The 23,328-nt window shown below is 67.0% G+C and carries 16 protein-coding genes, 3 pseudogenes and 2 riboswitches; of the genes and pseudogenes, 8 read left to right on the top strand and 11 right to left on the bottom strand.

Features of this window, described 5'->3' with window-relative positions:
• Nucleotides 1-41: 41 nt before the first annotated feature.
• The 6 genes and pseudogenes from CT3_RS12005 to gcvT form a co-directional block, all read right to left on the bottom strand.
• Nucleotides 42-1,163 (bottom strand): branched-chain amino acid ABC transporter substrate-binding protein, encoded by a 1,122-nt coding sequence (locus CT3_RS12005; protein WP_066532786.1) that lies wholly within the window; start codon nt 1,161-1,163, stop codon nt 42-44.
• Between the two features lie 500 nt (nt 1,164-1,663).
• Nucleotides 1,664-2,332, bottom strand: coding sequence for an RluA family pseudouridine synthase (locus CT3_RS12000; protein WP_066532784.1), 669 nt, complete (start codon nt 2,330-2,332; stop codon nt 1,664-1,666).
• A gap of 16 nt (nt 2,333-2,348) precedes the next feature.
• A pseudogene (locus CT3_RS11995) lies at nt 2,349-4,554 on the bottom strand (PAS domain-containing hybrid sensor histidine kinase/response regulator).
• 113 nt (nt 4,555-4,667) lie between these two features.
• Complete coding sequence (gene gcvP / locus CT3_RS11990) at nt 4,668-7,571, bottom strand: aminomethyl-transferring glycine dehydrogenase (RefSeq protein WP_066532779.1); 2,904 nt, start codon at nt 7,569-7,571, stop codon at nt 4,668-4,670.
• Nucleotides 7,572-7,620: 49 nt separating this feature from the next.
• Nucleotides 7,621-7,995 carry a glycine cleavage system protein GcvH gene (gcvH, locus tag CT3_RS11985; protein WP_066532777.1) on the bottom strand — a complete coding sequence of 125 codons (375 nt, stop codon included), beginning with the start codon at nt 7,993-7,995 and terminating at the stop codon, nt 7,621-7,623.
• A gap of 169 nt (nt 7,996-8,164) precedes the next feature.
• Nucleotides 8,165-9,295, bottom strand: coding sequence for a glycine cleavage system aminomethyltransferase GcvT (gene gcvT, locus CT3_RS11980; RefSeq protein WP_066533336.1), 1,131 nt, complete (start codon nt 9,293-9,295; stop codon nt 8,165-8,167).
• Nucleotides 9,296-9,345: 50 nt separating this feature from the next.
• Nucleotides 9,346-9,459, bottom strand: a riboswitch (glycine riboswitch).
• A gap of 25 nt (nt 9,460-9,484) precedes the next feature.
• Nucleotides 9,485-9,573, bottom strand: a riboswitch (glycine riboswitch).
• 239 nt (nt 9,574-9,812) lie between these two features.
• On the opposite strand from gcvT, the pseudogene CT3_RS21580 reads away from it, so the two are divergent.
• A pseudogene (locus tag CT3_RS21580) lies at nt 9,813-10,469 on the top strand (AMP-binding protein); the annotation flags it as partial.
• Between the two features lie 4 nt (nt 10,470-10,473).
• Nucleotides 10,474-11,325: an AMP-binding protein gene (locus CT3_RS21575; protein WP_428041537.1), complete on the top strand. Its 852-nt coding sequence runs from the start codon at nt 10,474-10,476 to the stop codon at nt 11,323-11,325.
• A gap of 293 nt (nt 11,326-11,618) precedes the next feature.
• Here the strand turns inward: CT3_RS21575 and CT3_RS11970 are convergent, their stop codons facing one another.
• The 5 genes and pseudogenes from CT3_RS11970 to CT3_RS11950 form a co-directional block, all read right to left on the bottom strand.
• Entirely contained in the window at nt 11,619-12,404 is a 786-nt protein-coding gene (locus tag CT3_RS11970) for a peptidylprolyl isomerase (RefSeq protein WP_066532775.1), read from the bottom strand.
• 76 nt (nt 12,405-12,480) lie between these two features.
• A complete protein-coding gene (locus CT3_RS11965; RefSeq protein WP_066532773.1) occupies nt 12,481-12,750 on the bottom strand; it encodes a BolA family protein in 270 nt (89 codons plus the stop codon).
• Nucleotides 12,747-13,337 carry a septation protein A gene (locus tag CT3_RS11960; protein ID WP_066532769.1) on the bottom strand — a complete coding sequence of 197 codons (591 nt, stop codon included), beginning with the start codon at nt 13,335-13,337 and terminating at the stop codon, nt 12,747-12,749. The genes CT3_RS11965 and CT3_RS11960 overlap by 4 nt, the downstream gene beginning before the upstream one ends.
• A 349-nt stretch (nt 13,338-13,686) precedes the next feature.
• Nucleotides 13,687-14,091, bottom strand: a pseudogene (gene msrB, locus CT3_RS11955) (peptide-methionine (R)-S-oxide reductase MsrB); the annotation flags it as partial.
• Nucleotides 14,088-15,701 carry a protein adenylyltransferase SelO gene (locus CT3_RS11950; RefSeq protein ID WP_066532767.1) on the bottom strand — a complete coding sequence of 538 codons (1,614 nt, stop codon included), beginning with the start codon at nt 15,699-15,701 and terminating at the stop codon, nt 14,088-14,090. The pseudogene msrB and the gene CT3_RS11950, both read right to left, overlap by 4 nt.
• Nucleotides 15,702-15,915: 214 nt before the next feature.
• Here CT3_RS11950 and CT3_RS11945 point away from each other — a divergent pair, with 214 nt between their 5' ends.
• The 6 genes from CT3_RS11945 to CT3_RS11920 all read left to right on the top strand — a co-directional run bounded on the left by CT3_RS11945 (nt 15,916) and on the right by CT3_RS11920 (nt 23,158).
• A complete protein-coding gene (locus CT3_RS11945) occupies nt 15,916-17,553 on the top strand; it encodes a 3-(methylthio)propionyl-CoA ligase (RefSeq protein WP_066532761.1) in 1,638 nt (545 codons plus the stop codon).
• A gap of 297 nt (nt 17,554-17,850) precedes the next feature.
• Entirely contained in the window at nt 17,851-19,101 is a 1,251-nt protein-coding gene (locus tag CT3_RS11940; protein WP_066532759.1) for a branched-chain amino acid ABC transporter substrate-binding protein, read from the top strand.
• Nucleotides 19,102-19,298: 197 nt separating this feature from the next.
• Nucleotides 19,299-20,252: a branched-chain amino acid ABC transporter permease gene (locus tag CT3_RS11935; RefSeq protein WP_066532757.1), complete on the top strand. Its 954-nt coding sequence runs from the start codon at nt 19,299-19,301 to the stop codon at nt 20,250-20,252.
• Nucleotides 20,253-20,418: 166 nt separating this feature from the next.
• Complete coding sequence (locus tag CT3_RS11930) at nt 20,419-21,669, top strand: branched-chain amino acid ABC transporter permease (RefSeq protein ID WP_227657935.1); 1,251 nt, start codon at nt 20,419-20,421, stop codon at nt 21,667-21,669.
• Nucleotides 21,666-22,451: an ABC transporter ATP-binding protein gene (locus CT3_RS11925; protein WP_066532753.1), complete on the top strand. Its 786-nt coding sequence runs from the start codon at nt 21,666-21,668 to the stop codon at nt 22,449-22,451. Before CT3_RS11930 ends, CT3_RS11925 begins: the two co-directional genes overlap by 4 nt.
• Before the next feature lie 11 nt (nt 22,452-22,462).
• Entirely contained in the window at nt 22,463-23,158 is a 696-nt protein-coding gene (locus CT3_RS11920; protein ID WP_066532752.1) for an ABC transporter ATP-binding protein, read from the top strand.
• Nucleotides 23,159-23,328: the final 170 nt, after the last annotated feature.

Genomic DNA, 23,328 nt, shown 5'->3' with positions numbered 1-23,328 from the left:
GGTGCGGCTGTCCTGCCCCGTGGTGCTAGCTGGCTAGCGGCTTACTTGGCCAGCGTCTTGCTGCCGTCCTTGTGCCACTGGAAGACCTGGAAGTCGAAGGCCTTCAGGTCACCCTGCTTGGACCAGGACACAGGGCCGATCACGGTGTCGATCGTGGCCTTGTGCAGGTGGTCAGCCACCTTGGCGGGGTTGTCACCCACGGCCTTGATGCTGTCCAGCAGCGACTGGGCGGCGGCGAACGAGGTCAGCTGGAAGGCGCCCGACGCATTGCGCTTGGCATCCTTGAAAGCCTTGACCACGGCAGCGTTCTTGGGGTTGGCGGAGAAGTCGGCCGGCAGGGTCACCAGCATGCCTTCGACGGCGGCACCGGCGATGGCGTTGACTTCGGGGTTGCCCACGCCTTCGGGGCCCATCATCTTGACCTTCAGGCCTTGCTCGGCAGCCTGGCGCAGCAGCAGGCCCATTTCAGGGTGGTAGCCGCCGAAGTAGACGAAATCCACGCCAGCGCCCTTGAGCTTGGTGATGACGGCGGAGTAGTCGCTGTCGCCGGCGTTGATGCCTTCGAACAGGGCCACGGGCACGTTGGCCTTCTTCAGGTCGTCGCGCACGGAAGCCGCAATGCCCTGGCCGTACGACTGCTTGTCGTGCAGGATGGCGACCTTCTTGGGCTTGGCCTGGGTGATGATGAACTTGGCAGCGGCAGGGCCCTGCTGGTCGTTACGGCCGATGGTGCGGAAGATGAAGTGGTAGTTCTTGCCATCGGTCAGCGCGGGCGACGTGGCGGAAGGGGTGACCACGACCACGCCTTCGTTGTTGTAGATGGGGGCGGCAGCGATGGAGGCGCCCGAGCAGACGGGACCGATTACATAGCCGATCTTGCTGTTGACCACGCGGTTGGCGGCCACGGGACCTTGCTTGGGTTCGCAGGCGTCGTCCACCGGCACCAGCTCGATCTTCTTGCCGTTGATGCCACCAGCGGCATTGGCCATTTCCACGGCCGTGGTTGCGCCTTCCTTGACCATGTCACCGTATTGCGTCAGAGGGCCGGTCGTGGGGATCACCATGGCGATCTTGATGGCCTGTGCGTGGGCCGTGCCCAGGAACGCGGCGCCAGCAAGACCCAGTGCCGCAACCACGGCATGCATACGGAACGGAGTGCGCATAAAAATCCTCTCTGTTGTGGTGAAGTGTCGAGATATCCGGAGGGTTTGCAATGTCCATGCCAAATGCGAGGCGGGGAAATTGGCATGGAGCACAGCTTATCGGCCGGGGTAGGTGCAACAACAGGGTTTTTGCCTATGGAGCAAGCGCCTGCAAATTTGATACCCCCACCGCAGGGGCGCTGTGCAGGCGGAAGATTGCAGGAATATTGCAAATCTGTAAAAGCTTTTGCGCTGAAGTGCAGGTTTCAAGCGCCGCAGTGAAAACCCTGCGTCAGACGGATGTCAGCCCTTACTGTCTATGAAATGAATAGCAGGCTATTTAATTCCAGAGCGCCGTACAGGCGTATTTTTCTTATGGTTTTTTGCGCAGGGACAAACCGGGTTTGAACCGTGTCGGCCCGGTCTTGGGGTTCACCCTGGGAACTGCGAGGCGATGCTGGCGCAGGACGGTTGCAGGATGGGGCAGAAAGGCGCAGGAAGGCGTAGGAAGCGCGCGCGGCTCAGAACGGCACCGCACTGTGCCAGTGCATGTCCTGCCCTGTGATGGGGTGCTGCAGCGCCAGCGTGCAGGCGTGCAACAGCAGGCGCGGGGCGGCGGCGGCAATGTCCGGTGGCGCGTACAGGGCGTCGCCCAGCATGGGGTGGCCCAGGTGCTGCATGTGCAGGCGCAGCTGGTGGGTGCGGCCGGTCACCGGCTCCAGCCGCAGGCGGCTGACGGGCTGCCCCTGCTGCAGCCAGGAATCCAGCCGCTGCCAGCGCGTATGGCTGGGCTTGCCTTCCGGGGCCACCACGCGCAGCGGGCGGCGTTCCCAGTCGGCGGCAATCGGGGCGTGCAGGTCCTGCCACTGCTGCGGTGCTGCTGGAGGGGTGCCGCTGACCACGGCCTCGTAGTTCTTGTGCACCCGGCGCTGCTCGAAGGCCAGGCTGAGGCGGCGCTGCACGTCCAGGCTGCGCGCCATCAGCACGATGCCGGAGGTCGCCATGTCCAGCCGGTGCACGATCAGCGCGTCGGGCCAGCGGGCCTGGGCGCGGGCGCTCAGGCAGTCCTGCTTGTCCGGGCCGCGCCCGGGCACGCACAGCAGGCCGGCGGGCTTGTCCAGCACCAGCAGGTGCGGGTCTTCAAACAGGCAATGCAGCGGCGCGGTGGCCTGGGCACACATCTCGGTCATCGGCAGGTGGCAGTGCTCAGCAGGCTGGGGGCTCGGCGCTGACGCCATGCAGCAGGCGGTCCACGGTGGCGCACAGCTCTTCCACGTCGTTGGGCTTGTGGATCAGCGCCTGGGCACCGGCCGACAGGGCCTGTTGCTCGATCTCGGCGGTGATGTAGCCCGAAGCCAGGGCCACGGGCAGGTCGGGGCGGATCTGCAGCGCGGCGCGCACCAGATCCACGCCGCAGTAGCCGGGCATGTTGTAGTCGGTCACCAGCAGGTGGTATTCCTGGGGCGCGGCGTGCAGGGCATGCGTGGCTTCGTGCGGGTCGCTGAAGCCGGTGACGCGGTAGCCCCGGCGCTTGAGCAGGCGCTTGACCAGGAAGACCAGGGCTTCGTCGTCGTCCACGTACATCACATGGCAGTCGGCCAGCATGGCGCCGGCGGCCGGCGGCGTGGCCACCACCGAGGTGCGCGGCGGCTCGGTCACGACGGGGGGCAGTTCCACCCCTTCGGTGACCGGAAAGTACAGTGCAAAGCGGCTGCCCAGGCCGGGCTGGCTGTGCACATCCACGGCGCCGCCGTGGGTGCGCATCACGCCGTGCACCACGGCCAGGCCCAGGCCGGTGCCCTGGCCCACGGGCTTGGTGGTGAAGAAGGGCTCGAAGATGCGCTGCAGTGTCTGCGGCGTCATGCCCGGGCCATTGTCCTGCACGGTGTAGACGATGTAGGGGCTGTTGGCCAGACCCAGGCGCTCGCGCAGGCGGGGATCGGGGTCCTGCAGCTCCACCTCCATGCGCACCATGCCCCGGACTTCGCCGATGGCATGCATGGCATTGGTGGCCAGGTTGAACAGGGCCTGCTCCACCTGCGTGGGGTCGGCCAGCAAGGCGGGCAGCTGGGCGTGGACGTGGGTCTGCAGCTCGATGGCCGGAGGCAGGGATACGCGCAGCAGGCGCTCGGTGTCGCGCAGCACTTCGCCGGCATGCACGGCACGGCGCTGGGGGGGGCTGGTTGCGGCTGAAGGTCAGGATCTGGCGCACCAGGTCGCGGGCGCGCTTGCCGGCTTTTTCGATCTCGCGCAGGCTTTCCTGCAGCGGGCTGTTCTGGGCGCAGTCGGCCATGGCCAGTTCCACATTGCCCAGGATGGCGCCGACGATGTTGTTGAAGTCGTGCGCAATGCCGCCGGCCAAGGTGCCCAGGGCCTGCATCTTGTGCGATTCGCGCAGCTGCACTTCCAGTTCGCCGCGCTGGGCTTCGGCGCGCTTGCGGCTGGTGAGGTCGCGGGCAAAGACGGTGGTGGTCTCGCCTTCGCCATAGCGCTCGAACGAGATGCCGACTTCCACCGGGATGTCGCGGCCGCTGGCGGTGCGGCCGGTCATCTCGCCCAGCACCGCCTGGGTGGTCAGCGGGGCCAGCTCCAGCGCATAGGCCGCATCGGGCAGAAAGCGCTCCAGGCGGCTGCCCAGGGCTTCCTGCACCGGGCACAGGAACAGCGTGGCGGCCGTGGGGTTGAAGACCGTGATGCGCCGCTGGCTGTCCACGCAGATGATGGCGTCCATGGAGGTGTTGATCACCGCCTCCAGGCGCCGCTCGCTGGCGTGCAGCTGGGTGTTGCGCTCCTGCAGGGTCTGGCGCTCGGCCAGCAGCGGACCCTGGTCGACCACGGCGCACATGAACTGGGCCGATGCCGGGCCGGTGCGCTGGGGGATTTCGATGCAGGCGATGTGCAGGTCGCCCTGCATGGCATGGCCCTGGGACACCGAGAACTGCACTTCGTGCACTTCGCTGCGGCCTTGCTGGCGGGCTTCCAAGAAGGCCTGGGCCACGCGGTCGGCGTCTTCGGGCACCACAAAGGGCATGAAGGAGGCCAGCAGCCGGTCCTGGCTGGGCGACTGGAAGGCGCTGTGCGCCATGGCGTTGGCCTGGATGACGATGTCGTGCTCGTCGATCACCAGCAGCGGCAGCGGCACGCTGGAGAACAGCGCCTCGAAGCGTTCGGACGCGCTTTCTGCCACCGCCTGGCTGTAGTCCAGCACCTTGTTCTGGATTTCCAGCTCGGCCTGGTAGTTGCGCAGCTCGGCGATCAGTGCGGCCAGCGGGTCGTCGGCGCTGTGCTCGGTGGCTTCCCAGGCGTCCAGATTGGGATAGACCGGCGCCAGCGACGGCGCAGGGGGCAGCAGATCCTGCGTGGCGTCAGGATCTTCGTGTTGCAGCAGAAAGGAGAGGTCCGGGCGGCTCATAGAAGTGGTGCCGCAGCGCGGGTGTGTCACGCCACAGGGAGGGGCAGTGTAAGCCGCCCGCAGGGGCGGCTACAAGGGCTATCCCTAGGTGGTGTGGAATTTCCGCTGAAAAGTCACTCCGAAAAGGCGTCCAGCGGCACGCAGCTGCAGAACAGGTTGCGGTCGCCATAGACATTGTCCACGCGGCCCACCGGGCTCCAGTACTTGCTGCGGCGCAGCGCGGGCAGCGGATAGGCCGCTGTTTCGCGCCCGTAGGCGTGCTGCCAGTTGTCCCCCACGACCTGCTCGGCGGTGTGGGGTGCGTGCTTGAGCGGGTTGTCTTCGCGGTCCCAGCGGCCGGCTTCGACCTGGCGGATTTCCTCGCGGATGGCGATCATCGCGGCGATGAAACGGTCGATCTCGGCCAGCGGTTCGCTCTCGGTGGGCTCCACCATCAGCGTGTTGGCCACCGGGAAGGACAGCGTCGGGGCGTGGAAGCCGTAGTCGATCAGGCGCTTTGCCACGTCTTCGGCCATCACGCCGCTGGTGTCCTTCAGGCCGCGCAGGTCCAGGATGCACTCGTGCGCCACATGGCCGTTGGCCGAGGCGTACAGCGTGGGGAAATGGTCCTTGAGGCGGGCGCTGATGTAGTTGGCGCTGAGGATGGCGGTTTCCGTGGCGGCCTGCAGGCCTGCGGCGCCCATCATGCGGATGTACATCCAGCTGATGGGCAGCACGGCCGCATTGCCCAGGGGGGCGGCACTGACCGCGCCGACCTGGCCGGCAATGCCGCCTGCGGCGTGACCGGGCAGGAATGGCACCAGGTCTTCCACCACGCAGACCGGGCCCACGCCGGGGCCGCCACCGCCGTGGGGGATGCAGAAGGTCTTGTGCAGGTTCAGGTGGCTCACGTCGCCGCCGAATTCGCCGGGGGCGGCCACGCCGACCAGGGCGTTCATGTTGGCGCCGTCCACGTAGACACGGCCGCCGTGGCGGTGCACCAGGGCGCAGAGTTCCTTCACCTGGGTCTCGAACACGCCGTGCGTGCTGGGGTAGGTGATCATCACGCAGGCCAGGTTGGCGCTGTGCTGCTCGCACTTGGCCTGCAGGTCGGCCAGATCGACGTTGCCGTTGTCATCGCACTTGGTGACCACCACCTGCATGCCCACCATCTGGGCGCTGGCGGGGTTGGTGCCGTGGGCGCTGCTGGGGATCAGGCAGATGTTGCGGTGGGCTTCGCCGCGTGCGGCGTGGAAGCCCTTGATGGCCAGCAGGCCGGCGTATTCGCCCTGGCTGCCGGCATTGGGCTGCAGGCTGACGCCGGCGTAGCCCGTGGCTTCGCACAGCCACTGGCGCAGCTGGGCGTCCAGCTGGGCATAGCCCTGCAGCTGGTCGGCCGGGGCAAAGGGGTGGATGTGGGCGAACTCTGGCCAGGTGATGGGGATCATCTCGCTGGTGGCGTTGAGCTTCATGGTGCACGAGCCCAGCGGGATCATGCTGCGGTCCAGCGCCAGGTCCTTGTCGCTGAGGCTGCGGATGTAGCGCAGCATGGCGGTTTCGGAGTGGTGGGTGTTGAACACCGGGTGGGTCAGGTAGCTGCTGCGGCGCTGCAGGCCCTCGGGGATCAGCGAGGGCGCGCCTTCGTCCATGGCCTCGACCGTGGGCAGGGCCTGGCCGTCCTGGGCGAAGATGCTCCACAGCAGTTCCACATCGGCGCGGGTGCTGGTTTCATCCAGGCTGATGCACAGGTATTCGTTCCAGGCCTTGCGCAGGTTCACGCCCTGGGCGACGGCGCGCGCAGCGATGGCATCGGTCGCGCCCTGGGTGTGCAGTGCGATGGTGTCGAAGGCCGTGCCGTGGTGGCGGCTGGAATAGCCCAGCTGGGTCAGGCCGCGGCTGAGGATGGCCGTGAGGCGGGCCACGCGGCGGGCGATGCGCGCCAGGCCCTGGGGGCCGTGGTAGACGGCGTACATGCTGGCGATGACCGCCGGCAGCACCTGGGCCGTACAGATGTTGGAGGTGGCTTTCTCGCGGCGGATGTGCTGTTCGCGGGTCTGCAGCGCCAGGCGGTAGGCGGGCTTGCCGTGCACGTCGACGCTCACGCCGACCAGGCGGCCGGGCAGGGAGCGCTTGAATTCGTCGCGGCAGGCCATGAAGGCGGCGTGCGGGCCGCCCGCGCCCATGGGCATGCCAAAGCGCTGGGTGCTGCCGACCACGATGTCGGCGCCCATTTCGCCGGGCGGCGTCAGCAGGGTCAGGGCCAGCAGGTCGGTAGCGAAGATGGCCGCAGCCTGCTGGGCGTGGATGGCCTGCACATCGGCCTTCCAGTCCGCGATCCAGCCGCTGCTGGCGGGGTACTGGATCAGCGCGGCGAAGAAGCCATCTGCCAGTGCAGCGTCCCACTCCTCCTTGGAGTTGGCCACCACCACGGTGATGCCCAGCGGCGCGGCGCGGGTCTGCACCACCTCGATGGTCTGCGGGTGGGTGTCGCCCGCCACCACGAAGCGGTTGCTCTTCGATTTGACGGAACGCTTGGCCAGCGTCATGGCTTCGGCGGCGGCCGTGGCCTCGTCCAGCATGGACGCGTTGGCGATGGGCATGCCGGTCAGGTCGGTGACCATGGTCTGGAAGTTGACCAGCGCCTCCATGCGGCCTTGGGAGATTTCGGCCTGGTAGGGCGTGTAGGCCGTGTACCAGGCCGGGTTCTCCAGGATGTTGCGCAGGATCACGCCCGGCGTGTGGGTGCCGTAGTAGCCCTGGCCGATAAAGCTTTTGAGCACGCGGTTCTGGCCCGCCAGTGCCTTCAGCTCTGCCAGCGCCTCGGCCTCGGTCACCGCGGCCGGCAGCTGCATGGCGCGGCTGCGGCGGATGGCCTTGGGCACGATGGAGTCGATCAGCGCGGCGCGCGAGGCTTCGCCGATCACGCTGAGCATGTGGGCTTCATCCTGCGCATCGATGCCGATATGGCGGGGCAGGAATTCGCTGTGGTTTTCCAGGGCGTGGAGCGATTCCACAGGGGCGGGGGCAGACATCAGCATGGAGGGGACCTATCTCAAAAGCTGGGGCGGTACGGCTGCGGGCTGGGCGTCAGGCGCCGGCCGCGAAGCTGTCGTAGGCGGTCTTGTCCATCAGCGCATCCAGTTGCGATGCATCGGACAGCTTGACCTTGAAGAACCAGCCGGCACCCAGCGGGTCGCTGTTGGCCAGGGAGGGGTCGTCGCGCAGAGCTTCGTTGACTTCGACGATCTCGCCGCTCACGGGCATGTAGACATCGGCTGCGGCCTTGACGGATTCGACCACGCCGGCCACTTCGCCTTCATTGAAGGTGGTGCCCACGGCGGGCAGGTCGACGAACACCACATCGCCCAGCGCGTCCTGCGCGTGGACAGTGATGCCGACCACAGCGGCGTTGGTGTCGGCGGTGTTGATCCACTCGTGCTCTTTGGAAAACTTGATGCTCATGGGAAGCTCCGTTGGGTAAGTTTCTGAAAAAAAATGGGCTGGTGCAGGCGGTGCACGCAGTGTTTGGGACAGGTCTGGCAGCACTGTAGCGGCCTTGGCGCCTGCACCCGGGCTTGGCGGTGCTTTTTTGTGGCGCCGGGGGCCGGCAGGCGGGCTGGCCGCAGACCGTTCAGCCGCGGTGGTAGCGCGCCGGAACGAACGGGGTGGCCGACACCTTCATGGGCACCGGCTTGCCGCGCACCATGGCGAACAGTTCCGTGCCTTCTGCGGTGTAGTCGGGCTGCACATAGCCCAGGGCCACGGGCTGGTTCAGGCTGGGGCTGAGCAGGCCGCTGGTGATGTAGCCGACCTGCTGGCCGTCCATGTTCTCGAGCACGGCGGGCTCGCGCACCGGCACGCGCTCGGTGGCGATCAGGCCCACGCGCTTGCGTTGCAGCAGCGCCGGGTTGTCCAGCTGGGCCAGCACGGTGTCGGCGCCCAGAAAGCCGCCGGCGCGGGCACCGCCGGTGCGGCGCACCTTCTGGATGGCCCAGGTGAGGGCGGCTTCCACCGGGGTGGTCTTGTCGTCCATGTCGTTGCCGTACAGGCACAGGCCGGCTTCCAGGCGCAGCGAATTGCGGGCGCCCAGGCCGATGGGTTCCACCTCGGGCTGGGCCAGCAGCTTGCGGGCCAGGGCTTCGGCCTGGGTGCCGGGCACGGAGATTTCAAAGCCGTCTTCGCCCGTGTACCCGCTGCGCGTGACGTAGCAGGCAATGCCGTCGATCTGTACCGCCATGCCGGTCATGAACACCAGGCCCAGCACTTCGGGGGCCAGGCGGCCCAGGGCTGCGGCGGCCTGCGGGCCTTGCAGGGCCAGCAGGGCCTGTTCGGGCATGGGGATGACCTGGCAGCGGCTGCCGATGTGCTGCTGGATGTGGGCGATGTCCGCCACCTTGCAGGCGCCGTTGACGATGAGGAACAGGTCGTCGCCGCGGTTGACGAACATCAGGTCGTCCAGGATGCCGCCCTGGGCGTTCAGCAGCAGGCCGTAGCGCTGCTTGTGCAGGCCCAGGCCCTGCACGTCGACGGGCAGCAGGGTTTCCAGTGCGGCGGCGGCGTCAGGGCCCACCAGGCGCAGCTGGCCCATGTGGGAGACGTCGAACAGGCCGGCGGCGTCGCGGGTGTGGCGGTGTTCGGCCATCAGGCCGCTGGGGTATTGCACCGGCATGGCGTAGCCGGCAAAGGGAACCATGCGTGCCCCCAGCTCCAGGTGCAGGGCGTACAGCGGGGTGGTCAGCAGGTCGGTGGTGTCAGCGGTCATGGTGTCGCAGAGCAAAGCAAAAGAAATGCCGGCGGCCTGCGCCGCCTGCGCTTTGCCCTGTTGTCCGCTTTACCTGAGAGATTCACCCGCACCTTCCAGGCGTGGGGCTTGCTCCTTCGGTGGACGGGGTGCCAGCACCCGCGCCTCTCTCCAACAAGGTACGCCCGCGGTCGATGCGGCGGGCGGCTGCCAGTCCTTTTGCCTGAGCGTTCGGGGTTGCCCCTGCGCCTTCGGCGGCGCCGCTGGGCCTGCTGGCCGGGCGCGCTCTCCTGACGAATCCGCGCAGTATATCCGGCCCGATGGGCGGTGCCTACCCGGATGCATATGCATAGATGCAATCGATCTGAGGCGCTGCCTATACTCGTCTACCAATTTCGATGGATTCAAGGAGACGAAGTTGGTCGACACACAGTTTTCCCCCGCGGGCGCAGCCCCTGTCCCGGCACCGCGTGCGGCGCTGACCCTGGGCGACACGCTGGCCTGGCCGGCGCGCTATCTGCCGCGCAAGGAGGCGCTGGTGGTGTCGGACGCGCAGGGCCGCCGCGCCTGGACCTATGCCGAGCTGGATGCCGAGGTGAACCGCCACGCCCACGGCCTGCAGCAGCTGGGCATTGGCCAGGGCGATGTGGTGGCGGCCTTTCTGTACAACACGCCGGCCTTTGTGTTCACCTTGCTGGCGACGGCGCGCCTGGGTGCCATCTTCAACCCCATCAACTACCGGCTGGCCGCGCAGGAGCTGGCGTTCATCCTGCAGGACGGCAGTGCCAAGGCGCTGGTGTTCGAGGATGAGGGCGCTGCCGTGGTCGAGAAGGCCAGGCTGCTGGTGCCCCAGGTGCAGCACTGGATCCATGCCGATCCGGGCGCCGCACCGGCCTTTGCCACCGCGCAGCTGGCCGCGCTGGCAGACGGCCAGCCCGCCACGCCGGTGGACGTGCGGGTGGACGAGGATGCGCCCTGCATCCTGATGTACACCAGCGGCACCACCGGCCGCCCCAAGGGCGTGCTGCACACCCACCGCAGCAAGCTGGCACACAACGCCATGATGCACCAGGTGATGCAGTTCCGCCGCGAGGATGTGGGCCTGTCGGTGGCCCCGCTGAACCACACGGCCGAGCTGCACACCAGCTTTTTGCCGCGCCTGCAGGTGGGCGCCACCCAGGTGCTGCAGCGCCGCTTTGATGCGGCCGATGCGCTGCGCCTGGTGGAGGCGGAAAAAAGTCACCTTCTTCTTTGCCGCGCCGACCATGGTCACCATGCTGCTGAACGACGCGAGCCTGGGGCAGCGCGATCTGTCGTCGCTGCGCCTGGTGGAGTACGGCGGGGCCTCGATGGCGCCGCACCTGATCCGCGAATGGACGCGCCAGGTGGGATCGGGCCTGGTGCAGGTCTTCGGCACCACCGAAATGGGGCCGTGCATGTCGGTGCTGTATCCGCATGAGCAGCTCAGCCATGCCGGCTCGGCCGGCCTGCCGTCGCTGAACCACGATCTGGTGGTGGCGCGGGTGCGCGAGGACGGCGCCGCCACCGACCCGTCCGACGCCTGCGCGGTGGGCGAGGTGGGCGAGATCCTGGTGCGCGGCCCCTGCATGATGGCCGGCTACCTGAACCGCCCGGAGGCCAACGCCAAGGCGCTGGCCCACGGCTGGTACCACACCGGCGATCTGGGGCACCTGGATGCCGATGGCTATCTGTGGATCCGCGACCGCATCGACTACATGATCAATTCGGGGGCGGAGAACGTCTACCCGCGCGAGGTGGAAGATGCCCTGGTCGAGCACGCCGAGGTGCTGGAAGCGGCCGTGGTGGGCGAGAAGGACGCGCGCTGGGGCCAGGTGGTGGCCGCCTATGTGGTGGCCAAGCCGGGCACGGCGGTGACGGCGGCGGTGCTGGATGCCTTTCTGATGCAGGGCGACCGCCTGGCCAGCTACAAGCGCCCGCGCAGCTACCACTTTGTGGACAGCCTGCCCAAGACCACCAGCGGCAAGATCCAGAAGCATCTGCTGCGCCAGCCGGATCTGTGCGCGGCCTGAGGGCCTCACTGCGTTGAGGGTCTGAGGCCGCAGGGCTGAGCCCTCGGTCACCTTCTCAAGCAAGCCCCCAAGGCAAGCCCCTGTCTGCCGCCGAGGACGGCGCGGACAGGGGCTTGTCTGTTTCTGACCGGGGCACATGCCCGGGCGGCGGGCAGGTCCGCCGGGAAGTCCGGCGGGAAGTACGGAAGGAAGGGGCGGGGCGATCGCTGCCCGGCAGGCGCCCATCAAAAAACGCGGCCGAAGCCGCGTTTTTTTGGGGGGCAGGTGCCGGCCAGCGGCACCGTGCCGGGTGCTTACTGCACCTTGGCCTTGGCGCGCAGACCGTCCTGGAACTGCATCAGCTTTTGCTGTTCCAGTTGCTGGGCGATCTGGGGCTTGACGTCGTCCAGCGCAGGCAGCTGGGCCTGGCGGGTTTCGATCACGCGGATCACGTGCCAGCCGAACTGGGTCTTGACCGGGGTGCTGGTCATTTCGCCCTTGTTCAGCTTGAGCATAGCTTCGCTGAATTCGGGCACGTAGCTGCCGGGGTTGGACCAGCCCAGGTCGCCGCCTTGGGCGCCGGATCCGGGGTCCTTGGATTCCTTCTTGGCGATGTCTTCGAACTTCTTGCCGCCTTTCACTTCGGCAATGATGGCCTTGGCGCGTTCTTCGGAGTCCACCAGGATGTGGGCAGCGTGGTATTCCTTGCCTTCGTTGGCAGCGGCGAACTTGTCGTATTCGGCCTTGATTTCGGCGTCGGTGACAGGGTTCTTCTTCTGGAAGTCGATGAACAGTTCGCGGATCAGAACGTTTTCACGATTCAGTTCCATCTGCTGGCGGAATCCAGGCGAAGCAGCCAGGCCGCGGCGGCCGGCTTCCTGCAGGAAGATTTCGCGGGCGATCACTTCTTCCTTGATCTGCTCTTCCATTTCTGCCGACACGGGGCGGCCGGAGCGCTCCAGCTGTTGCTTCAGAACGTCTGCGCGCGCCTTGGGCACAGGCTTGCCGTTGACGATGGCCAGGTTCTGGGCGGTTGCCGAGAAGGCCATCGTGCCCAACAGGGCGGCTGCCACAAGGCTGGACAAGAGCTGTTTTTTCATGCGGGATCCAAAAAGGAAAATAGGTGAGCCCACCGGCCAGCAGGGCAGCGGGACTTGAACAGAGGGTTGCTGGCGCTTACAACACTTCGATCGCCAGGGCATGCAGGCCCTGGTCGATGAAATCTTGCAAGGAATCATACACAAGCCTATGGCGTGCAACGCGCGGTTTGCCGTCAAACAGCGGGCTGGCCACGCGCACCCGGAAATGGGTGCCAAAGCCGGTGCCGTTGGCGCCGGCGTGACCGGCGTGCTGGTGGCTTTCGTCGATCACTTCGAGCTGGGTCGGGGACAGCACTTCGCGCAGCCGCGCTTCGAGGGCGGCTGCCGTGATGGGCAGGGCGCTCATGGCTGGCGGTCCTGGGTCTGCTGGGCGTCGGCGCCGGGCAGGGCCGGGTTGTCGCCGCCGGCTTCCTTCATGTGGCGGCTCAGGTACACGGCCTGGGCCAGCACGAACACCAGCATCAGCCCCATGCCGCCAAACAGCTTGAAGTTGACCCAGGTGTCGGTGTCGAAGTTGTAGGCCACCCACAGGTTGAGCACGCCCATGACGGCGAAGAATCCGGTCCAGCTCCAGTTCATGGTGCGCCAGGCCGCTTCAGGCAGCTGCATCTGGGCGCCCATCAGGCTTTTGAGCAGGTTCTTCTTGAAGAACAGCTGGCCGACCAGCAGGGCGCCACCCATCAGCCAGTACAGCACCGTGGGCTTCCACTTGATGAAATTCTCGTCGTGCGCGAGCAGCGTGGCGCCGCCGAACAGCACGATCACGCCCAGGCTGACCCATTGCATGGGTTCCACCTTGCCGGTCTTGTAGCGCAGATAGCCGATCTGCAGCACGGTGGCGATGATGGCCACCGCGGTGGCGGTGTAGATGCCCCAGACCTTGTAGGCCACAAAGAACAGGATGATGGGGAAGAAATCGAGCAGAAATTTCATGTAACGGTGCGGACAGCCGCTGCGGGCCGGGTGCGAAAGAACGCAGCATGCCATATCCGAAAAACCCCGCAGACAAGGGTTGCTGACGGGAGGGCGCAAGCAGGATGGACGGCAGGGGGCACGGGCGGCCCGTCCGCATGGCGGTGGCACGGTCCGCTGGCGCTGGCCGCCCCCCATTCTCACCGGCGGGCGGGCGCGCGTTGCAGAGAGTTCAGCTATGGCCGCCCTGGGCCTGGCGGTGGCCGCCGTCGGTGCGACTGGGTGTGTCGTCGGGCGAGGTGGGCGCGGCCACCTCACCCGGCGCCTGGCTGCCGTTGTCGACCACGCCGGTGGGGCTGGGGGGCGGGGCGTCGCCCAGGAAGTCCAGCGAGGCGGAATTCATGCAGTAGCGCAGGCCGGTGGGCAGCGGGCCGTCTTCAAACACATGGCCCAGGTGGGCGCCGCAGCGGCTGCACACGGTTTCGGTGCGCACCATGCCGTGGCTGCGGTCCACGATCTCGGTGATGGCACCGGGCACGGCCTTCCAGAAGCTGGGCCAGCCGCAGCCGGCGTCGAACTTGGTGTCGGAGTCGAACAGCTTGGCGCCGCAGCAGATGCAGTGGTAGCTGCCATCGGCCCAGTACTGCTCGTATTTGCCGGTAAAGGCGCGTTCGGTGGCGGCGTGGCGGGTGACTTCAAAGGCCACCGGTTCGGCGTGCTTGGACTGCAGCAGGGCCTGCCACTCGGCGCTGGTCTTCTGGATGGGGTAGGTCATGAGGAGCAACTGATGGAGATGGAGGAAGCCCAGTCGGGCGGGAAGCCGGCCCAGTCATTGTGCGCCGGGTGGGCGTCGTACGGTGCGGCCAGCACGGCCTGCAATTGTTGCAGCACGCCGGTGTCGCCGGCCTGGGCGGCGCGGATGGCGGTTTCGCCCAGGTGGTTGCGCAGCACAAAACGGGGGTTGGCCCGGTGCATGGCGGCCGTATCCGGCGCGCTGCCGGAAGCCGCCAGCAGTGCCAGGTAGGAGGGCAGCCAGCGTTGCCAGGCAGCGCCGTCCACGAACAGGTCCTGCACCGCATCGTACTGCCCGGTTGCGGCGGCATCGGACAAACGGCGCCAGAAGATGGGGTAGTCCACTTTTTCCGACGCCAGCAGCTGCAGCAGCTGGCCCACCACGGGCGTGGCGGGGTCGGCCTCTTCGGGTGTGGTGGCGGCAGTGCCGGTCTGCGCCAGGGCCGGCAGGCCCAGCTTGCGGCGCATCAGCGCGGCAAAGGCGGCGGAGAAGTGCGGGCGGTAGGCCTCGATGGCGGCGACGGTGGTGTCTTCTTCGCCGATCAGCGGGTGCAGCGCCTGGCCCAGGCAGAACAGGTTCCAGTACGCCACCTGCGGCTGCTGGCGGAAGGCGTAGCGGCCCTGGGTGTCGCTGTGGTTGCAGATGTGGTCGGGATCGAACCCGTCCAGAAACTGGAACGGGCCGTAGTCGATGGTCAGGCCCAGGATGGACATGTTGTCGGTGTTCATCACGCCGTGGCAAAAGCCCACGGCCTGCCAGTGGGCCAGCAGCTCGGCCGTGCGTTCGGCCACGGTGCGCAGCAGGGCGGCGTAGGGGTTGCCGGGCGCGGTGCGGCAGGCGGGGTAGTAGCGGTCGATCACGTAATCGGCCAGCTGGCGCAGCTCGGCTTCCTGGCCGCGCGCGGCAAAGTGCTCGAAGTGTCCGAAGCGGATGAAGCTGGGCGCGACGCGGCAGACCACGGCGGCGGTTTCCACCTCTTCGCGGTAGATGGAGGCCGGGCTGCCGGTCAGGCTGAGCGCGCGCGTGGTGGGAATGCCCAGGGCGTGCATGGCTTCGCTGCACAGAAACTCGCGGATGGACGAACGCAGCACGGCCCGCCCGTCGCCCCGGCGCGAATATGGCGTGCGGCCCGCGCCCTTGAGCTGCAGCTCCCAGCCGGGGGCGGAGGGAGCGGCAGTGTCAGTGTCAGTGGTGTCGGTGGTTGCGACGGTTTCTTTCTGCGCCTCGCCCAGCACCTCACCCAATACGATGGCACGGCCGTCGCCCAGCTGGCCGGCCCACACGCCGAACTGGTGGCCGCTGTAGACGGTGGCATAGGGCTGGCTGCCGGGCAGCAGGCGGTTGCCGGTCAGCACCTGGGCGGCCTGCTCGGTCTGCCACCAGCCGGCCGGTATGCCCAGCTGGGCGGCCAGGTCGGGGCTGTGGGCCAGCAGCTGGGGTGTGGGCAGGGGCGTGGGGTCCAGCCGGGTCAGAAAAGCGGGGCCCAGGCTGGCAAAGCCCTGGGGGTTCCAGGTAGGTTGCCAAGCGGTGGTCGCAGCGGCTGCGGCGGGGGCAGCGGATGCGCCGGAAGGGGCGGAGGCAGGTGCATGCATGCGTCTTATTGTTGGCGCAGGCGCTTGCCCTTGCAGCCGGCGGGGCAAGCGGCGCGCGCGCTGGTGCACAGCCGCGCAGCGCCGTGCGTCACCCAGGTGTCAGGCTGGCATGCTGGAAAGCACGGAAAGTCGCCCAAACGGCCCTGGGCTACGATGTGCAGCGAGTCCAGAACAAAACCACCGGCACCGACCGGATCCAAGGAGTAGACCCCGTATGCAAGGTTTGATGCAGGATCAGCAGCTGCTGATTTCGTCGCTGATTGAATTTGCCAACCGCTTCCACGGCGACGCCGAAATCGTCTCGCGCCGCGTGGAGGGCGACATCCACCGCTACACCTACCGCGACCTGACGGCCCGCGCCAAGCAGCTGGCCAATGCGCTGGACGGGCTGAAGCTGGCCCACGGCGACCGCGTGGCATCGCTGGCCTGGAACGGCTACCGCCACATGGAGATGTACTACGGCGTCAGCGGCTCGGGCCGGGTGCTGCACACCATCAACCCGCGCCTGCACCCCGAGCAGATTGCCTGGATCGTCAACCACGCCGAAGACCAGGTGCTGTGCTTCGACACCACCTTCCTGCCGCTGATCCAGGCGGTGCACGCCAAGTGCCCCACGGTGCGCCAGTGGGTGGCGCTGTGCGATGCCGACAAGCTGCCGACCGACAGTGGCATTCCCGGCCTGGTCAGCTACGAGGCCTGGATTGCCGGCCAGTCCAAGAACTACCGCTGGCCCCAGCTGGACGAGAACACCGCTTCCAGCATGTGCTACACCAGCGGCACCACCGGCAACCCCAAGGCGGTGCTGTACAGCCACCGCTCCAGCGTGCTGCACGCCTACGGCGCGGCGCTGCCCGATGTGATGAACCTGTCGGCGCGCGATGCCGTGCTGCCCGTGGTGCCCATGTTCCACGTCAATGCCTGGGGCCTGCCGTATTCGGCCGCGCTGACCGGCGCCAAGGTGGTCTTCCCCGGCCCGGCGCTGGACGGCAAGTCGCTGTACGATCTGATCGAGGCCGAAGGCGTCACTTTTGCCGCCGGTGTGCCCACCGTCTGGCAGATGCTGCTGACCCATATGCAGCAGGGCGGCCTGAAGTTCAGCCACCTCAACCGCACGGTGATCGGCGGCTCGGCCTGCCCGCCGGCCATGATCGACACCTTCGAGGACACCTATGGCGTGCGCGTGCTGCACGCCTGGGGCATGACCGAGATGAGCCCGCTGGGCACGCTGGGCACGCTCAAGAACAAGCACCTGGCGCTGCCCAAGGAGCAGCAGCGCAAGATCCTGCAGAAGCAGGGCCGTCCCATCTACGGCGTGGACATGCGCATCGTGGACAGCGACGGCCGGGACCAGCCCTGGGACGGCAAGGCCTGCGGCGACCTGCTGGTGCGCGGGCCGTGGATTCTGGACACCTACTACAAGGGTGCCAGCCCCCTGGTCAAGGACGAGGAAGGGCGCGGCTGGTTCCCCACCGGCGACGTGGCCACCATCGACCCCGACGGCTATATGCAGATCACCGACCGCACCAAGGACGTGATCAAGTCCGGCGGGGAGTGGATCAGTTCCATCGACATCGAGAACATTGCCATGGGCCACCCGGCGGTGGCCATGGCGGCCTGCATCGGCATGCCCCATCCCAAGTGGGACGAGCGCCCCATCGTGGCAGTGGCGAAGAAGGCCGGTGCCGAGGTCTCGCGCGAGGAGCTGCTGGCCTTTTTCGACGGCAAGACGGCCAAGTGGCAGATTCCGGACGATGTGGTGTTTGTGGACGCCATTCCGCTGGGGGCGACCGGCAAGATGCTCAAGACCAAGCTGCGCGAACAACTGGCCGGCTACAAGCTGCCGGGGCTGTAAGCCCCCGCGCTGGCCGCACACTGGCCGCGCACCGTCCGGGGCAGACCGGCGGCGCGGCTGCAGCTACACCAAACAGAGCGCCTGGTGCGCATGTACCATGGGTTTCGGGGGATATCCCCGCAGGCCCGGGGTGCATGCGCGCCGGGCGTTTTGCTGCGTGGCGGGCCGGGCCTGCGGGCCCCGGGGCAATCCCTGCCGTACAAGTCCCAGGGCGAACGACCGTGCGGCCCGGCTACGCTTGCGCAAGCCATCGGCTGACATACCGGCCGATCCACGTAGCCCTCACAGGAGTCCTGCATGCAGTTCGCGCTGAAGACCACGTTTGCCACGCTGACCCTGGCCGCCCTCACGGCCAGTCTGAGTCTGCCCGCCCACGCCCAGAAGGGCGAGACGGTGAAGATCGCCTGGCTGGACCCGCTGTCCGGCCTGATGGCGGCGCTGGGCACCAACCAGATGAAGAGCTGGCAGTTCATGGCCGAGGAATTCAGCAAGAACAATCCGGCCGGGGTGAAGTTCGAGATCGTCCCCATCGACAACAAGCTCAGCCCGCAGGAAACCACCAGCGCGCTGCGCTCGGCCATGGACCAGGGCGTGCGCTATGTGGTGCAGGGCAACGGCTCCGGCCCGGCGCTGGCCATCATGGATGCGCTGGACAAGCACAACGCCCGCAACAAGGGCAAGGAAGTGGTCTACCTGAACTATGCGGCCGTGGACCCGGACCTGACCAACAGCAAGTGCAGCTACTGGCATTTCCGCCTGGATGCCGACACGTCCATGAAGATGGAGGCGCTGACCACCTACATGAAGGACCTTCCCGAGGTGAAGAAGGTCTACCTGATCAACCAGAACTACGCCCACGGCCACCAGGTCAGCAAGTACGCCAAGGAGATGCTCAAGCGCAAGCGCCCGGACGTGGAAATCGTCGGCGACGACATGGCGCCGCTGGCCCAGGTGCGCGATTTCTCTCCCTACATCGCCAAGATCAAGCAGTCGGGTGCCGACAGCGTGATCACCGGCAACTGGGGCTCGGACCTGGCGCTGCTGGTCAAGGCCGCCAACGATGCCGGCCTGAACAACGTCAAGTTCTACACCTACTACGGCATTGCCACCGGCGCGCCCACGGCCATGGGAGCGGCGGCGGCCGGCAAGGTCTATATGGTGGGCTATAGCCATCTGAACGCCGAAGGCCCGATCAACAAGATCGTCAAGGACTTCAAGGCCAAGTTCAATGACGATATGTACACCGCCTCGGTCTACCACGGCTTTGCCATGCTCAGCGAAGCCATGGCCCGGGCCAAGAGCACCGACCCGGTGAAGGTGGCAGCCGTGATGGAGGGCATGAAGTTCAAGAGCTTCAACGGGGAGGTGGAGATGCGCAAGACCGACCACCAGCTGCAGCAGGGCCTGTACATCAGCCGCTGGGAAAAAGCCGGGGGCAAATACCCGATAGACTCGGAAAACACCGGTTACACCTTTGTGCCGGTGAAATATTTCGAACCCTATGTGGCCAGCACGCCTACGTCCTGCCAGATGAAGCGGCCCAGCTGAGTGGGGCTGCACGGTCCACACGGCCCCTGCGGCGCGCGGTGCGCCGCAGCCCGGCTGCCCCTGGCAAGGGGCGGGCTGGGCAGGCCGTGCGGGCGGTATGAGAGGGGCAGGGCTGCGCGCCGCCAGGCGCTGCAGTGCTGCACAGGGGGCCGGCCTGCGGGGCCGGTCAGTGTCAAGCGTGCGCGGGCCGATCGTCCATGAGTCTGGAATTCTTCACCATCTCCCTGCTGAACGGCGTGAGCTACGGGCTGCTGCTGTTCATGCTCAGTTCGGGCCTGACGCTGATCTTCAGCATGATGGGGGTGCTCAACTTCGCGCACACCAGCTTCTACATGCTGGGCGCGTACTTTGCGTACACCCTCTCGGGCGCAATCGGCTTCTGGCCGGCGCTTTTCATTGCACCGCTGCTGGTGGGTGCCCTGGGGGCGCTGTTCGAGCGGCTGTGTCTGCGCCGGGTGCACCAGTTCGGCCATGTGCCGGAGCTGCTGATCACCTTCGGCCTGTCGTATCTGATTCTGGAAGTGGTGCAGCTGGTCTGGGGGCGCGGCACCGTGCCCTACGGTCTGCCGCCGCAGCTGCAGGGGCCGCTGTTCACGCTGTACGGCACGCAGTTCCCCAAGTCGCGCTCGTTCGTGATGCTGGTGGCGGTGTGCATGCTGGTGGCGGTGTGGTTGCTGCTGACGCGCACTCGCATCGGGCTGGTGATTCAGGCGGCGCTGAAGCAGCCGCACATGGTGGAGGCCCTGGGCCACAACGTGCCGCGCGTGTTCATGCTGGTGTTTGGCGGCGGCTGCGCGCTGGCCGGGCTGGCGGGCGTGATCGGCGGCAACACCTACATCACCGAGCCGGCCATGGCCATGTCGGTGGGCTCCATCATCTTTGTGGTGGTGGTGGTCGGCGGCCTGGGTTCGCTGGCCGGGGCGTTTCTGGCCTCGCTGCTGATCGGCATCGTGCAGACCTTTGCCGTGGCGATCGATTTTTCCTGGGCCGATGTGCTGGCCCAGCTGGGCCTGAAGGCGACGCCCGAGACCTTCGGCTGGCCGGTGCTCAGCCTGACGGTGGCGCAGGTGGCGCCGATACTGCCTTATCTGTTCCTGGTGCTGATGCTGATCTTCCGCCCCAAGGGCCTGCTGGGTACGCGGGAGGATTGAAGCCATGTCCATTCAAGCTTCTTCCCCTGCCGTGAACGAAGTCGTGCCTGTGGCAGACACGGCGCGCGGCCCGAAATCTGCGCCCGTACAGGCGCCGGTCCCAGCGGCGGCCGCCGCTCCGGGCAAGGGCGCGGTGTACCGCTTTCGCCCGCTGAACATCGGCCGCATGGTGGTGTGGACGGTGTTTGCGCTGCTGCTGATCGTCGCCCCCCATGTGTTCACCAGCAGCCTGGCGCTGACCATGCTCAGCCAGATGGGGTATGCCATCATCATCTGCCTGTCCTACAACATCCTGCTGGGGCAGGGCGGCATGCTGAGCTTCGGCCATGCGGTCTATACCGGGCTGGGCTCGTTCATTGCCATCCACGCCATGAACCTGGCCAGCGGCGGCAGCCTGCCGGTGCCGCTGGTGCTGATTCCGGTGGTTGGCGGCCTGGCCGGCATGTTCTTTGCCGCGCTGCTGGGCTGGGTGACCACCAAGAAGTCCGGCACCACCTTTGCCATGATCACCCTGGGGGTGGGCGAGCTGGTGGCGGCCATGGCGCTGATGTTCCCCGGCTTCTTCGGCGGGGAGGGCGGCATCACCACCGACCGGGTCTACGGCCAGCCGCTGCTGGGCATCACCTTCGGCCCGGCCATCGAGGTGTACTACCTGATTGCGGTCTACTGCTTTATCTGCACGGCCGCGATGTTCGCCTTCACCGGCACGCCGCTGGGCCGCATGCTCAACGCCGTGCGCGACAACCCGGAGCGCGTGGCCTTTGTGGGCTTCAACACCCAGCGCGTGCGCTACATGGGCTTTGTGATTGCCGGCTTCTTTGCCGGCGTGGGCGGCGGGCTGGCGGCGATCAATTTCGAGATCGTGACCGCGGCCGACAGCGTCAGCGTGCTGCGCTCGGGCTCCTACCTGCTGTTCACCTTCCTGGGCGGTGCCACCTTCTTCTTCGGCCCCATCATCGGCGCGGTGCTGATGGTGCTGGCCATGGTGCTGCTGTCCGAGCTGACCAAGGCCTGGATGCTGTACCTGGGCCTGATCTTCCTGTTCATGGTGATGTATGCCCCGGGCGGCATTGCCAGCCTGATCATGATGAACCTGCGCCTGGCCAAGTACGGCAAGCTGGGGCGCATTGTTGCCGCCTACCTGGCGCTGGGCGGCACGGCGCTGGCGGCGCTGCTGGGCGCGGCGGCGATGATCGAGATGATCTACCACCTGCAACTCAATGCCGCGCTGGGCGACACGCTGCGCTTTCTGGGCATGACGCTGGATGTGCGCAGCGCCTCAAGCTGGCTGGGCGCGGGGGCGGTGCTGCTGACCGGGCTGGCGCTGTTCGAGCTGGTGCGCCGCCAGTTCGTGCAGGACTGGGGGCAGATCCAGGAAGAGATTGAACACCGCATCCAGCGGGGAGAGGGCGCATGAGCGAGCAGGCATCCCACTACGCACTGGAGCTGCGCGCGGTGCGCAAGAGCTTCGGCAAGGCCGAGATCATCTGCGGCGCCGACCTGGCGGTGCGCCCGGGCGAGCGCGTGGCCGTGATCGGCCCCAACGGTGCCGGCAAGAGCACCTTGTTCAACCTGATCAGCGGGCGCTTTGCGCCCAGCAGCGGCGAGATCTACCTGCACGGCCAGCGCATCGACGGCAAGCAGCCGTTCGAGATCAACCGCGCCGGGCTGTCGCGCAGCTTCCAGATCACCAACATCTTCCCCAAGCTCAGCGTGTTCGAGAACCTGCGCTGCAGCGTGCTGTGGAGCATGGGCTACCGCTACAGCTTTCTGCGCTTTCTGTCGCGCATGGACGATGTGAACGCACGGGCCGAGCAGCTGCTGGCCCAGATCCGGCTGGAGCGCCGGCGCGACACGCTGGCCGTGAACCTGACCTATGCCGAGCAGCGGGCGCTGGAGATTGGCATCACCATTGCCGGCGGGGCCAGCGTGATCCTGCTGGACGAGCCCACGGCCGGCATGAGCAACAGCGAGACCGGCCGCTTCATCCAGCTGATCCGCGAGGTGACCGAGGGCCGCACCCTGCTGACGGTGGAGCATGACATGGGCGTGGTGTTCGGCCTGGCGGACAAGATCGCCGTGGTGGTCTATGGCGAGGTGATTGCCTTCGACACGCCCGAGCGGGTGCGGGCCGATCCGCGGGTGCAGGAAGCCTATCTGGGCTCCAGCGTGGCCGATGCCCAGGCCGGCGCGCATTGAGAGGGAGCGGGATGCTGAAGATTGACCAACTGCACGCCTATTACGGCAAAAGCCATGTGCTGCACGGCGTGAGCCTGCAGGTGGCGCCGGGCGAGATCGTGGCCCTGCTGGGACGCAACGGATCGGGCCGCAGCACCACGGCCAAGGCCATCATGGGCCTGGTGGACTGGGAGGGCGACATCCGCTGGAAGGACCAGGCGCTGACCGGGCGCAAGACCTTTGAGATCGCCCACCTGGGCCTGGGCTATGTGCCGGAAAGCCGCGATGTGTTCCCCAATCTGACGGTGCACCAGAACCTGCTGCTGGGCCAGAAAGGCAAGGGCAAAGGCAGCCGCTGGAGCTTTGACGACATGTACGCCATGTTCCCGCGCCTGAAGGAGCGCCAGCACACCGAGGCCGGCGTGATGTCGGGCGGCGAGCAGCAGATGCTGACCCTGTGCCGCACGCTGATGGGCGACCCGGACCTGATCATCATCGACGAGCCCACCGAGGGCCTGGCGCCCAAGATCGTGGAGCTGGTGGGCGAATACCTGGGCCGGCTGCGCGAGCGCGGGGTGTCGGTGTTGCTGATCGAGCAGAAGCTGACCATTGCCATGAAGATTTCGGACCGGGCGCTGGTGATGGGCCATGGCGCCATCGTCTACGACGGCACGCCGGCCGATCTGCTGCGCAACGAGCGTGTGCGCAAGGAGTGGCTGGAGGTGTGAGGCCGGGGTCTGTGGGCACGGCCGGCGCGCACGCTCTGCGCGGCAGCGGTTCCTGTGCCGCTGCCCGGGGCGTCCCGCACCGGACAGCGCGCTGCAATACGTGCATCTACACTGATTGAATACGTGTAGCTGCACGCATAGACCGGCCCGGGCCGGTGGCGCTGCAGCCG

Source organism: Comamonas terrigena NBRC 13299 (assembly GCF_006740045.1).
GTDB lineage: Bacteria > Pseudomonadota > Gammaproteobacteria > Burkholderiales > Burkholderiaceae_C > Comamonas > Comamonas terrigena.
Note: the sequence above shows the minus strand (reverse complement) of the source record. Positions and strands in the feature narration are given on the sequence as shown.

What these genes read in the sequence shown, in the direction of transcription:
- gcvT (WP_066533336.1), bottom strand. Translation starts at nt 9,295, where the DNA reads ATGACCGCTGACACCACCGACCTGCTGACCACCCCGCTGTACGCCCTG.
- CT3_RS11930 (WP_227657935.1), top strand. Translation starts at nt 20,419, where the DNA reads ATGGTGGTGTGGACGGTGTTTGCGCTGCTGCTGATCGTCGCCCCCCAT.
- CT3_RS11945 (WP_066532761.1), top strand. Translation starts at nt 15,916, where the DNA reads ATGCAAGGTTTGATGCAGGATCAGCAGCTGCTGATTTCGTCGCTGATT.
- gcvH (WP_066532777.1), bottom strand. Translation starts at nt 7,995, where the DNA reads ATGAGCATCAAGTTTTCCAAAGAGCACGAGTGGATCAACACCGCCGAC.
- CT3_RS11970 (WP_066532775.1), bottom strand. Translation starts at nt 12,404, where the DNA reads ATGAAAAAACAGCTCTTGTCCAGCCTTGTGGCAGCCGCCCTGTTGGGC.
- CT3_RS12000 (WP_066532784.1), bottom strand. Translation starts at nt 2,332, where the DNA reads ATGACCGAGATGTGTGCCCAGGCCACCGCGCCGCTGCATTGCCTGTTT.
- CT3_RS11950 (WP_066532767.1), bottom strand. Translation starts at nt 15,701, where the DNA reads ATGCATGCACCTGCCTCCGCCCCTTCCGGCGCATCCGCTGCCCCCGCC.
- CT3_RS21575 (WP_428041537.1), top strand. Translation starts at nt 10,474, where the DNA reads ATGCGGCCGATGCGCTGCGCCTGGTGGAGGCGGAAAAAAGTCACCTTC.
- CT3_RS12005 (WP_066532786.1), bottom strand. Translation starts at nt 1,163, where the DNA reads ATGCGCACTCCGTTCCGTATGCATGCCGTGGTTGCGGCACTGGGTCTT.
- CT3_RS11925 (WP_066532753.1), top strand. Translation starts at nt 21,666, where the DNA reads ATGAGCGAGCAGGCATCCCACTACGCACTGGAGCTGCGCGCGGTGCGC.
- CT3_RS11965 (WP_066532773.1), bottom strand. Translation starts at nt 12,750, where the DNA reads ATGAGCGCCCTGCCCATCACGGCAGCCGCCCTCGAAGCGCGGCTGCGC.
- CT3_RS11940 (WP_066532759.1), top strand. Translation starts at nt 17,851, where the DNA reads ATGCAGTTCGCGCTGAAGACCACGTTTGCCACGCTGACCCTGGCCGCC.
- gcvP (WP_066532779.1), bottom strand. Translation starts at nt 7,571, where the DNA reads ATGCTGATGTCTGCCCCCGCCCCTGTGGAATCGCTCCACGCCCTGGAA.
- CT3_RS11920 (WP_066532752.1), top strand. Translation starts at nt 22,463, where the DNA reads ATGCTGAAGATTGACCAACTGCACGCCTATTACGGCAAAAGCCATGTG.
- CT3_RS11935 (WP_066532757.1), top strand. Translation starts at nt 19,299, where the DNA reads ATGAGTCTGGAATTCTTCACCATCTCCCTGCTGAACGGCGTGAGCTAC.
- CT3_RS11960 (WP_066532769.1), bottom strand. Translation starts at nt 13,337, where the DNA reads ATGAAATTTCTGCTCGATTTCTTCCCCATCATCCTGTTCTTTGTGGCC.